General features: G+C 32.0%; 15 protein-coding genes and 1 pseudogene. 5 read left to right on the plus strand and 11 right to left on the minus strand.

The window, feature by feature from the left end; genetic code table 11:
- Window positions 1-25: 25 nt before the first annotated feature.
- Window positions 26-886 (minus strand): pepsin/retropepsin-like aspartic protease family protein, encoded by an 861-nt coding sequence (locus GAPWK_RS03185; RefSeq protein WP_025314848.1) that lies wholly within the window; start codon window positions 884-886, stop codon window positions 26-28.
- A 138-nt stretch (window positions 887-1,024) separates the two neighbouring features.
- On the opposite strand from GAPWK_RS03185, the pseudogene GAPWK_RS15460 reads away from it, so the two are divergent.
- Window positions 1,025-1,126, plus strand: a pseudogene (locus GAPWK_RS15460) (hypothetical protein); the annotation flags it as partial.
- 96 nt (window positions 1,127-1,222) lie between these two features.
- On the opposite strand, the gene GAPWK_RS03190 reads toward GAPWK_RS15460, so the two are convergent.
- A complete protein-coding gene (locus GAPWK_RS03190) occupies window positions 1,223-2,083 on the minus strand; it encodes an aspartyl protease family protein (RefSeq protein ID WP_025314849.1) in 861 nt (286 codons plus the stop codon).
- 468 nt (window positions 2,084-2,551) lie between these two features.
- Here GAPWK_RS03190 and GAPWK_RS03195 point away from each other — a divergent pair, with 468 nt between their 5' ends.
- Both GAPWK_RS03195 and GAPWK_RS03200 read left to right on the plus strand, forming a co-directional pair.
- Entirely contained in the window at window positions 2,552-3,295 is a 744-nt protein-coding gene (locus tag GAPWK_RS03195; protein ID WP_025314850.1) for a DeoR family transcriptional regulator, read from the plus strand.
- Between the two features lie 601 nt (window positions 3,296-3,896).
- Window positions 3,897-4,178 (plus strand): YciI family protein, encoded by a 282-nt coding sequence (locus GAPWK_RS03200; protein ID WP_025314851.1) that lies wholly within the window; start codon window positions 3,897-3,899, stop codon window positions 4,176-4,178.
- Between the two features lie 188 nt (window positions 4,179-4,366).
- On the opposite strand, the gene GAPWK_RS03205 is transcribed toward GAPWK_RS03200, so the two are convergent.
- The 9 genes from GAPWK_RS03205 to GAPWK_RS03245 form a co-directional block, all read right to left on the minus strand.
- Entirely contained in the window at window positions 4,367-4,762 is a 396-nt protein-coding gene (locus tag GAPWK_RS03205; protein WP_025314852.1) for a hypothetical protein, read from the minus strand.
- Window positions 4,763-4,887: 125 nt separating this feature from the next.
- Window positions 4,888-5,283, minus strand: coding sequence for a hypothetical protein (locus tag GAPWK_RS03210; protein WP_238551140.1), 396 nt, complete (start codon window positions 5,281-5,283; stop codon window positions 4,888-4,890).
- A gap of 125 nt (window positions 5,284-5,408) precedes the next feature.
- Window positions 5,409-5,888, minus strand: coding sequence for a hypothetical protein (locus GAPWK_RS03215; RefSeq protein ID WP_025314854.1), 480 nt, complete (start codon window positions 5,886-5,888; stop codon window positions 5,409-5,411).
- Between the two features lie 41 nt (window positions 5,889-5,929).
- Window positions 5,930-6,409: a hypothetical protein gene (locus GAPWK_RS03220; protein ID WP_025314855.1), complete on the minus strand. Its 480-nt coding sequence runs from the start codon at window positions 6,407-6,409 to the stop codon at window positions 5,930-5,932.
- Window positions 6,410-6,450: 41 nt separating this feature from the next.
- Window positions 6,451-6,930 (minus strand): hypothetical protein, encoded by a 480-nt coding sequence (locus GAPWK_RS03225; RefSeq protein WP_025314856.1) that lies wholly within the window; start codon window positions 6,928-6,930, stop codon window positions 6,451-6,453.
- A 41-nt stretch (window positions 6,931-6,971) separates the two neighbouring features.
- The gene (locus GAPWK_RS03230; RefSeq protein ID WP_025314857.1) at window positions 6,972-7,451 is read right to left on the minus strand and encodes a hypothetical protein; all 480 of its coding nucleotides are present in this window, start codon (window positions 7,449-7,451) and stop codon (window positions 6,972-6,974) included.
- 41 nt (window positions 7,452-7,492) lie between these two features.
- Complete coding sequence (locus tag GAPWK_RS03235) at window positions 7,493-7,972, minus strand: hypothetical protein (RefSeq protein ID WP_025314858.1); 480 nt, start codon at window positions 7,970-7,972, stop codon at window positions 7,493-7,495.
- Window positions 7,973-8,013: 41 nt separating this feature from the next.
- Complete coding sequence (locus GAPWK_RS03240; RefSeq protein WP_025314859.1) at window positions 8,014-8,493, minus strand: hypothetical protein; 480 nt, start codon at window positions 8,491-8,493, stop codon at window positions 8,014-8,016.
- Window positions 8,494-8,534: 41 nt separating this feature from the next.
- Window positions 8,535-9,020, minus strand: coding sequence for a hypothetical protein (locus tag GAPWK_RS03245; protein ID WP_025314860.1), 486 nt, complete (start codon window positions 9,018-9,020; stop codon window positions 8,535-8,537).
- A gap of 333 nt (window positions 9,021-9,353) precedes the next feature.
- On the opposite strand from GAPWK_RS03245, the gene GAPWK_RS03250 reads away from it, so the two are divergent.
- Both GAPWK_RS03250 and GAPWK_RS03255 read left to right on the plus strand, forming a co-directional pair.
- Complete coding sequence (locus tag GAPWK_RS03250; RefSeq protein WP_038517101.1) at window positions 9,354-11,174, plus strand: AAA family ATPase; 1,821 nt, start codon at window positions 9,354-9,356, stop codon at window positions 11,172-11,174.
- A gap of 3 nt (window positions 11,175-11,177) precedes the next feature.
- On the plus strand, window positions 11,178-11,822 hold the full coding sequence (locus GAPWK_RS03255) for a 4Fe-4S single cluster domain-containing protein (RefSeq protein WP_025314862.1): 645 nt from the start codon (window positions 11,178-11,180) through the stop codon (window positions 11,820-11,822).
- Window positions 11,823-11,827: the final 5 nt, after the last annotated feature.

Here is an 11,827-nt window from a genome sequence, read left to right on the forward strand (position 1 = left end):
TATCGATTTTAAATATTAAAATAAATCATTTTATTACAACAGGTTGAATCCACATTTTTTTATTTCTAAAATCAATTTTAACTCTATTTTTACTAAAAAAATCAGTGCCTAATAACCCATCAGATTGAAATTCATCAGGAAGTGAATCAATTATAATTGCTTTAACTTTATCACTAGCTATGTCCTTCATTTCAAGTGATATGTATCTAAAATTATTTTCAGGTACGGTAAGTTTACTTGTAAAAGGTGAAAGAGATTCTTCTTTTATGATTGACACTGTAGCCCCTGTGTCTAAAACCATTCTATAATTCTTTACTCCATCAGACAATTTCACGACCAAACCTTCATCATTTAAATCAAAGGGAATTGCAATCCAATTGGGATTTAAATAAGTCGAAATATCATTTGATATTGTTATATTACTTTCAGGATAATTGATAGTTAATACATAACCATCAAACAATCCAAGCCCAATAACATATTTATCTTCATTAGTATTCTCACTCTTATTAGTTTGATCACTCGAAATAATCAATCCCCATTTTTTATACTCGGCGACCTTCACATTGTTAAAGACAAAAGAATTTAAACTTAATCTATCGATTACAAATGATTTAATTTCTGTAATATTACCTAAAAGATCAACCGACCTGATTTTTTCAGAATTTTCTATTTTATTAGGGATTTTATTAATTAAATCCATCGGTAGGTGTAAAGCTATATTAGACCCCGTGTCCAATATCATCTGAATTTTTTCACCTTGATAATTTATCATGATTAAAGGTAAATTATATTTGTCATCAAAAGTTAGATCCCAAGTTACTTCCTGACTTTGCGCAAAATGACTCATAAATAGCATGATTAAAAATAGTATTTTTTTATTCATTGTATCTTCCCTGATGTATTTTCATTCCTAATATATCTTTTGGATTTAATATTATTAATAAATGTTTGTTATTTATTCTTTGTTTAATTTGTCATAATAATAGTATTTAATTTATATTAAATAATGAAATTTATATGTCGTGATTTAGTTGTTTTTGTTGCTGGTTATTCAGCATTCTTTATAGCACTATCACCTGATACTCAGGATAATATTATCGCTAGAACAGAGCATGTTATCTAATTAATGATAATTATAAACCTCAGCAATTAAAGTAAAGACCTACTGATGTAGATCTTTTTTAATGATTTGATTATCAATTTTAAATATTAAGATAAATTATTTTATTACAATAGGTTGGATCCACATTTGCTTATTTTTAAAATCAATTTTAACTCTGTTTTTACTTAAAAAGTCGGCGCCTAATAATCCGTCAGCTTGAAATTCATTAGGAAATGAATCAATTATTATTGGCAGAACGTTATCATTCGCGACATTATTCACATCAAGTGATATAGCTTTAAAATCATCTTCAGGATCGCTTATTGTAATTGATTTCGGTGACAGGGATTGTTGTTTGATGAGTGATACTGTAGCCCCTGTATCTAAAACCATTTTATAATTCTTTATACCATCGGACAGATTGACAACCAAACCTTCATCATTTAAGTCAAAGGGAATGGCAATCCATTGTGGAGTTAAGTTTGTTGCAATATCATCTGATATGGTTATATTACTTTCAGGATAATTGATAGTTAATACATAATCATCAAACAATCCAAGCCCAATAACAGGTTTATCTTCATTAGTATCCTCACTATTATTAGTTTGATCACTCGAAATATATAATCCCCAATCTTTATATTCGACCACTTGCACATTATTAAAGGTAAAAGAATTTAACACTAACTTATCGATGATAAATGATCGCAGTTCTGTGACACTACCAGAAAGATCAGTCGACCTGATTTTTTCAGAATTTTCCATTTTATTAGGGATTTTATTAATTAAATCCATCGGTAGGTGTAAAGCTATATTAGACCCCGTGTCCAATATCATCTGAATTTTTTCACCTTGATAATTTATCATGATTAAAGGTAAATTATATTTGTCATCAAAAGTTAGATCCCAAGTTACTTCCTGACTTTGTGCAAAACGACTCATAAATAGCATGATTAAAAATAGTATTTTTTTATTCATAGAATTATCCCCAATGCATTCTCATTCCATATATATCTTTTCAATTTGATATTATTAATAAATGTTTGTTACTTATACTTTGTTTAATTTGTCATAATAATAGTATCTAGTCTATATTCAATAATAAAATCTATATATTATGATTCAGTTGTTTGTGTCGCTGGTTATTCAGCAGCACTATCACCTGATATTCACGATGATATTACCACAAGAACAGAACAAGTTATCTAATTAATGGTAATTATAAACCTTGGCAATTAAAGTAAAGATCTACTGAGGTAGGTTTTTTTTATTCACTCAAAGTGATCTTTTTTAAATGATTAATACAGTAATTTATAACTAAATCGATCATTGCTACTTTTATAATGACAAATAGGATTTATTTCATTACTATCTTTCTTTATGTGTTTACTCTTATATTAATATATGGATATGGTAATTTTATAACAGGTGACTATGCTTTATTTAATGAATGAACGACAACAACAGATTATTTATAAAGTTAATGAACTCAATCAAGTTAGTGTCAATGATTTAGCTGAGCAATTTAATGTTTCTGTTGTGACCATTCGTCATGATCTCAATTTCTTAGAGCAAAACGGTTATTTAAAACGAGAACATGGTTATGCTGTTGCGGTCGATAGCGATAATCTTGATGCTCGCATGAAGATAAAATTCCCGTTAAAACAAAAGATTGCAGAATATGCGGCTTCGCTAGTCAATAACGATGAACATATCTTTATTGAAGGTGGAAGTACTAACGCTTTATTAGCAAGGCATTTAGCCTACACTCGCCGCATTACCTTAATTACTTCCAGTTATTACATTGCTCAATTACTAAAAAATACCGATTTAAACGTGATTGTCATTGGAGGAGAATATCAAAAGAAAAGTGAAAGTGTTGTGGGTGAATTAGCTTGCCTTGCGATAAAACATTTACATTTCGACAAAGCGTTTATCGGTATTGATGGTTTTTTAAAAACTACAGGTTTTTCAGGACGAAACCAAATGCGTACCGAATTAGTCAATACAATATTAACTAAACCATGTGAAAACATTATTATAACTGATTCCTCAAAATTTGGCCAAAAACAACCCTTTAAATTAAAGCCGATCGAATCAATCCACCGAGTTATCACCGATCAAGCGATTAATCTTAATGATGAACAATATCTAACAGCAAAAAGAATTATTGTTGATAAAGTTATTTAATTAAGCAGAAAAATTTTTAAATAAAAAAATAGCTAGATTTAACTCCAGCTATTCTTTCTCAAATTCATCCTCTACTTTTAAAGAATAATAAAGATTATTTTTTTGCAAAAGATAGGTGATAGACTTTATTTCAGGCTAATTCTATTTTTAACGAGCGTTTTGATTATTCTTTAAATTGCAAAAAGCCCGATATATATTTATTGGTATAACGTCTATTAATTTATTAAGAACAAGGCGAAGATAATGGCAATTATAATTCTGTTATAAAACTTTTTTGAAAAGAGTAAAACTTTTATATCGGATATAAAATAGCTAAAGATGAAAAAATGACTATATTGATGAATGGCAATAATAGTAATAAAAATAATTCAAATGAGGCTCAAACAGAGCATAAAAAATATAGAAAAACTGGTGATTAAAAAATTAGCCAAAAGGGTATCTTATGAAAATAACTGTGTAATAATTATAGGACAAAAAGCAAAAGGTCTAATTCATGTTTTTTTTAAATAATATATAAATACTAAAAATTAAATGAAATGTTTTTTCGAAATACAAAATTTACTATGTGGAATTAAATACTTTTTAAATAAGGAAAAATAGAATGATAATTGTAACTTTAACGTTTAAAAAAACTATGCCAGAAATTTTTGCAAAACTGGATGAACATAATATATTTTTAGATAATTATTTTGCAAAAAATAAATTTTTAGCTTCAGGGCTTTTGGAAGATAAATCAGGCGGTATAATTCTAGTAATGAGTGATTCAATTGAAGAAGCACAAAGCATTATGCAAAAAGATCCTTTTTATATTAATGATTTGGTGGATTTCGAATATACTTTTTTTGCGGCTACTAAACTTTCATCTAGTTTATCGCAAAAATAAAACTTTTTGATATTCTTTTTAATAAACTAAAGGATTTCTTTATTTACTTGAGATTTTTAACATATCTCAAGTGAATAATATTGATATTATACACATTGATGTATATTTCTAATTTCTCTGCTTTGCTGCCGTAAGTCCCTTTGAGTAGTCTTATTCCTAGAATATAATCATTTATTGCTTAATAAAAACTAAAAATCAAATGCAATGAGTGATTTTGCATTATCTTCTAAATCTCTAATACAGCTGCATTTAAAGACATTTAAAGCCTCTTTCAATATGTTAAGCAGATGTTCTCGATAGACGTTCTGTAAACAACTCGGCGCCATGGAAACAATATTCCAACAAAAATGTATAGGATATAAGTCAGTAGCTCCCAAACCATTTCTAGTCAAAATAAATTCAATATTTTGACCATTGACATGTAGTATAAATGCCTCTTTATTACTTGCTTCGGCATAACCCGAAATACTATCATTATTTATTAAATAACCACACTTAAATAGCCAATAGCCTCGCTCCTTATCCACACACCAAACATGTTGATGAACCTCATAGGAAGTCAAGGCTTCGGGCATTTTCAGCATAGAGTAATTGTACTTATTCCATAGATTATCTAAATCATATTTTTCAGCATCTTCGTATCAGACATATTCATTTACAAACGGCATAACAAGTTCCTTTGTTATAATTATCTATTCCCTAATAAACACTAAAAATCAAACTCAATAAGTGTTCTCGCATTCTCTTCTAAATCTCTGATACCATTGTATTTAAAGATATTTATCGCATCCTTCAAGATGTTAAGCAGGCTCTCCCGAGACATGTTAGGTAAAGAACTCGGTGACATTGACACAAGCTCATAAGAAATATGTATAGGATATAAGTCAGTAGCTTCCATTCCATGGTGAGCTAAAATAAATACAATATTTTGACCATTGACATGAAGTATAAATACTTCTTTATCACTGGGTTCGGGATAACCCGAACGACTTTCTTCATTTATTAAATGACCACAGTTAAATAGCCAATAGCCTCGCTCCTCATCCACACACCAAGCATGTTGATGAACCTCATAGGAAGTCAAGGCTTCGGGCATTTTCAGCATAGAGTAATTGTACTTATTCCATAAATTATCTAAATCGTACTTTTCAGCATCTTCGTATGATACATATTCATTCACAAATGGCATAACAAGTTCCTTTGTTATAATTATCTATTTCCTAATAAACACTAAAAATTAAACTCAATAAGTGTTTTTGCATTCTCTTCCAAATCTCTAATACCATTGTATTTAAAGATATTTATCGCATCCTTCAAGATGTTAAGCAGGCTCTCCCGAGACATGTTAGGCAAAGAACTCGGTGACATTGACACAAGCTTATAAGAAAAATGTATAGGATATAAGTCAGTAGCTTCCATTCCATGGTGAGCTAAAATAAATACAATATTTTGACCATTGACATGCAGTATAAATGCCTCTTTATCACTTGCTTCGGCATAACCCGAAATACTATCATTATTTATTAAAAAACCACAGTTAAATAGCCAATAGCCTCGCTCCTCATCCACACACCAAGAATGTTGATGGACATCAAAGTGATTCAAGAGTTCAGGCATTTTCAGCATAGAGTAATTGTACTTATTCCATAAATTATCTAAATCATACTTTTGAGCATCTTCGTCTGAGACATATTCATTTACAAATGACATAACAAGTTCCTTTGTTATAATTATCTATTCCCTAATAAAGACTAAAAATCAAACTCAATAAGTGTTTTTGCATTCTCTTCCAAAGCTCTGATACCATTGTATTTAAAGATATTTATCGCATCCTTCAAGATGTTAAGCAGGCTCTCCCGAGACAGGTTTGGTAAACAAGTTGGTGACATTGACACAAGCTCATAAGAAAAATGTATAGGATATAAGTCAGTTGCTCCCAAACCATGGCTAGACAAAATAAATTCAATATTTTGGCCATTAACATGCAGTATAAATACCTCTTTATCACTGGGTTCGGGATAACCCGAACGACTTTCTTCATTTATTAAATGACCACAGTTAAATAGCCAATAGCCTTGCTCCTTATCCACACACCAAGAATGTTGATGGACATCAAAGTGATTCAAAAGTTCGGGCATTTTTAGCATGGAGTAATTGTACTTATTCCATAGATTATCTAAATCATATTTTTCAGCATCTTCGTATGAGACATATTCATTTACAAATGGCATAACAAGTTCCTTTGTTCTAATTATCTATTCCCTAATAAACACTAAAAATCAAACTCAATAAGTGTTTTTGCATTATCTTCTAAATCTCTAATACCATTGTATTTAAAGATATTTATCGCATCCTTCAAGATGTTAAGCAGGCTCTCCCGAGACATGTTAGGTAAAGAACTCGGTGACATTGACACAAGCTCATAAGAAAAATGGATAGGATATAAGTCATTATCTTCCAAACCATGGCTAGTCAAAATAAATTCAATATTTTGACCATTGACATGCAGTATAAATGCCTCTTTATTAGATGGTTCGGGATAACCTGAACGACTTTCTTCATTTATTAAATGACCACAGTTAAATAGCCAATAGCCTTGTTCCTCATCCACACACCAAGCATGTTGATGAACCTCATAGGAAGTCAAGGCTTCGGGCATTTTTAGTATGGAGTAATTGTACTTATTCCATAGATTATCTAAATCATATTTTTCAGCATCTTCGTATGAGACATATTCATTTACAAACGGCATAACAAGTTCCTTTGTTCTAATTATCTATTTCCTAATAAACACTAAAAATCAAACTCAACAAGTGTTTTTGCATTCTCTTCCAAATCTCTAATACCATCGTATTTAAATATATTTAACGCCTCTTTCAAGATGGTAAGCAGGCTATCGCGGGAAAGGTTTGGTAAACAAGTTGGTGCCATTGACACAAGTTCATAATAAAAATGGATAGGATATACGTCATTATCTTCCAAACCATGGCTAGTCAAAATAAATTCAATATTTTGACCATTAACATGCAGTATAAATGCCTCTTTATTAGATGGTTCGGGATAACCTGAACGACTATCTTCATTTATTAAATGACCACAGTTAAATAGCCAATAGCCTTGCTCCTCATCCACACACCAAGCATGCTGATGAACTTCAAAGTGATTCAGTGCTTCGGGCATTTTCAGCATAGAGTAATTGTACTTATTCCATAAATTATCTAAATCGTACTTTTCAGCATCTTCGTATGATACATATTCATTCACAAATGGCATAACAAGTTCCTTTGTTATAATTATCTATTTCCTAATAAACACTAAAAATTAAACTCAATAAGTGTTTTTGCATTCTCTTCCAAATCTCTAATACCATTGTATTTAAAGATATTTATCGCATCCTTCAAGATGTTAAGCAGGCTCTCCCGAGACATGTTAGGCAAAGAACTCGGTGACATTGACACAAGCTTATAAGAAAAATGTATAGGATATAAGTCAGTAGCTTCCATTCCATGGTGAGCTAAAATAAATACAATATTTTGACCATTGACATGCAGTATAAATGCCTCTTCATTACTTGGTTCGACAAAACCCGAAAGACTATCTTCATTCAATAAAAAACCACAGTTAAATAGCCAATAGCCTCGCTCCTTATCCACACACCAAGAATGTTGATGGACATCAAAGTGATTCAAAAGTTCGGGCATTTTTAGCATGGAGTAATTGTACTTATTCCATAGATTATCTAAATCATATTTTTCAGCATCTTCGTATGAGACATATTCATTTACAAACGGCATAACAAGTTCCTTTGTTCTAATTATCTATTCCCTAATAAACACTAAAAATCAAACTCAATAAGTGTTTTTGCATTCTCTTCCAAATCTCTAATACCATTGTATTTAAAGATATTTATCGCATCCTTCAAGATGTTAAGCAGGCTCTCCCGAGACAGGTTTGGTAAACAAGTTGGTGACATTGACACAAGCTCATAAGAAAAATGTATAGGATATAAGTCAGTTGCTCCCAAACCATGGCTAGACAAAATAAATTCAATATTTTGGCCATTAACATGCAGTATAAATACCTCTTTATCACTGGGTTCGGGATAACCCGAACGACTTTCTTCACTCATTAAATAACCACAGTTAAATAGCCAATAGCCTCGCTCCTCATCCACACACCAAGCATGCTGATGGACTTCGAAGTAAGTCAAGGCTTCGGGCATTTTCAGTCCCCAATAATAGTACTTATCATATAAATTATCTAAATCATACTTTAGAGCATCTTCGTATGATACATATTCATTCACAAATGGCATAACAAGTTCCTTTGTTATAATTATCTATTCCCTAATAAACACTAAAAATCAAACTCAATAAGTGTTTTTGCATTCTCTTCCAAAGCTCTAATACCATTGTATTTAAAGATATTTATCGCATCCTTCAAGATGTTAAGCAGGCTCTCCCGAGACATGTTAGGTAAAGAACTCGGTGACATTGACACAAGCTCATAAGAAAAATGTATAGGATATAAGTCAGTAGCTTCCATTCCATGGTGAGCCAAAATAAATTCAATATTTTGTCCATTGACATGCAGTATAAATGCCTCTTCATTACTTGGTTCGGCATAACCCGAAATACTATCATTATTTATTAAAAAACCACAGTTAAATAGCCAATAGTCTCGCTCCTTATCCACACACCAAATATGTTGGTGAACGTCAAAGTGATTCAAAAGTTCGGGCATTTTTAACATATTAGAAGAATAATCGTACTTATTCCATAAATTATCTAAATCATACTTTAGAGCATCTTCGTATGAGACATATTCATTTACAAACGGCATAACCTTTCCTTAATTGCGTTATCAGTATTTATATTTACAAATAATTACATTACTTAGATAAACTTAACAGTATAAACTAATAATTTATCGTAAATAAAGAATCATTAATGTTTTTTAATAAAAAAGGGTACTATTAAATTGACTCATATTTCGTATGATCATATAGATACTGGAAATACCTCTTAAAATAATACAGCTTGAAGTGATTAGAAGCTAAATGATTTAGAATGATAAATATCATTGATCTTTTAAAGAAATGCTAGTTATATCAATATGTTTCTATATAATAGATGATTTAGATTATTGAGGCTGTGTTATTAAAGGATTTTGTACATGACTTATCAGTTTAATAAGCCACGTTGGATGCGTGATTTAGTTAGGTTTTTACCTTTAAAGAGCCAGTTTGTTTTGTCGGGTAATATTAGAGATTTACAAGCATGTGAAGTGGCTCCCCAAGTTATCACACCACAAACATTTGAGTTAACGTTATATCGCGCTCTGCGTGATGTAGGGTATAGTCAAGTACTTATTTGGAATCCTTTATTAGGGTTTTATGGTTTACAAACACCTGATTTACCTGCTGTTAATACTGATAAATTATTACAACAAATAGGGTTAACGCCAGAAGAAGGAAGGGTTGCAGCAGGAATTGATTTATTGGGAAATGCTTTAGAAAAGTTTGTTAATCTTAATGACGAACCTATTGCATTAATTATTGATTTTGCCTCACAGTTGACCATTCGAGCTGATAATCTGAGTGCAGCAGAGCATCAGTTATTTACCCGAGCATTAGTACTTTCTCATCAAGTTAATACCAGACCCGCTGGTGCTAATCGTACGCCATTTTTTAATACAGTACTTTGGTTGGTAGAAAAAGAGGGTGATTTACCAGATTGGTTATTGGTGAATAATCCAAGAATTCGTCATATTCCAGTTTCTAAACCAGACAGCGCTTCTCGTCGAGCATTAGCCTCTGCATTAATAAAAGGTATTCCGGGTTCACAACAAACCAGTCCAGAGTTGCTGGCAAAAGCGGAATCTACTTTTGTTAATAGTACAGAGGGCATGTTATTGCTAGATATGAATGCCATTACAACATTGGCAAGAGTAGAGAAGCTAACCATTAATGATATTACTGATGCCGTAAGGCGTTATAAAGTAGGTGTAACGGAAGACCCTTGGCAGAAAATTGATCGTGAAAAAATAGTACAAGCCGATGAATATGTGTATAAACGAGTTAAAGGACAAAATCATGCGGTTGTCCATATGCTTGATATTATAAAGCGTGCGATTACGGGAGTTGGTGCTAATCGAAAAGGCAATCGCCCCCGCGGAGTAGTTTTTTTAGCTGGTCCAACAGGAGTAGGTAAAACAGAGCTTGCCAAAACAATTACCAGTTTACTTTTTAACGATGAAAGTGCTTATATTCGCTTTGATATGTCTGAATTTAGTTCAGAGTTTTCAGATCAGCGCTTAATTGGTTCACCTCCTGGTTATGTGGGATATGATGTAGGAGGAGAGCTAACTAATGCAATACGTGAAAAACCGTTTAGTGTTGTATTGTTTGATGAAATCGAAAAGGCTCATCCTCGTGTTATGGATAAATTTTTGCAGATTTTAGATGATGGTGTTCTTACCTCAGGGCGAGGTGAGCGTGTTTATTTTTCAGAAGCACTTATTATTTTTACATCCAATCTTGGGATTTATAAACTGACCGAAACAGGTGAGCGTATTGCTAATGTTTCTGCATATGATCAATTTGATGATGTACAAACAAAAGTTAAAAATGAAATTGAACGGCATTTTAAATTTGTATTAAATCGCCCTGAAATCTTGAATCGAATAGGAGAAAATATAATTGTATTCGACTTTATTCGTCCCGATGTAGCAGAGCAAATATTCGGACAAATGATTGACGGTGTGATTGAAGATTTACAGACACAAGGTCTAATTTTATCATTTACTCCAGAGGCATTAGAAAGTTTGAAGAAAATTGCTTTAGCTGATTTATCAAATGGCGGTCGAGGAATACGTAATCAAATTGAGGCTCATTTATTAAATCCATTAGCTCGTGAGTTGTTTAAGTTAAATCCTCAAGCAGGTCAAGCATTGGAAGTTACTCAGCTACAAGTGGGAAAATTAACCTTGGAGTAAATAGTGTTAAAAGTTGGTATATCGCGCGTTCATTTTCCAGTAACAACCCTAGGGCCAGGTAAAAGACTTGGTATTTGGTTTCAAGGTTGTAGTTTACGATGTGAGGGGTGTATTTCAGTTGATACTTGGGCAACAGCAAAAACGTTAATTCCGATTGATCAATTGATGATGGCGCTTTCCTCTTACTTACCTTTGGTGGATGGGATTACTATCTCTGGAGGGGAACCGTTCGATCAATTTGATGCCTTGTTAGCCATTGTGGCTCAGTTGCGTGAAAAAACAAAGGTCGATATTTTAGTATACACTGGGTATAGCATTGAAGATATCCCTGATCAATTACAGCAAATTAAACCTTACATCGATGTGTTAATCAGTGACCCTTTTCAACGGCAAACCTCACAAACTTTAAGGCTAAGAGGTAGTGATAATCAACGCCTACATTGCTTTACATCGCAAGCAAAAGAAAAATATGCTTATTACCAACAAGTAGTTACAACCAATGATAACGTATTGGATGTAATGTTTGATGCAGAAGGGGTTGTCTGGTTCGCAGGCATTCCTAAACGTGATGATTTCATAAAATTACAAACCATTTTAAAACAGCAAGGGCATCAGCTAAAAGTGTCTGCTGATAAAGTAAAGTATTAAGGATT

Source organism: Gilliamella apicola (genome assembly GCF_000599985.1).
GTDB classification, from domain to species: domain Bacteria; phylum Pseudomonadota; class Gammaproteobacteria; order Enterobacterales; family Orbaceae; genus Gilliamella; species Gilliamella apicola.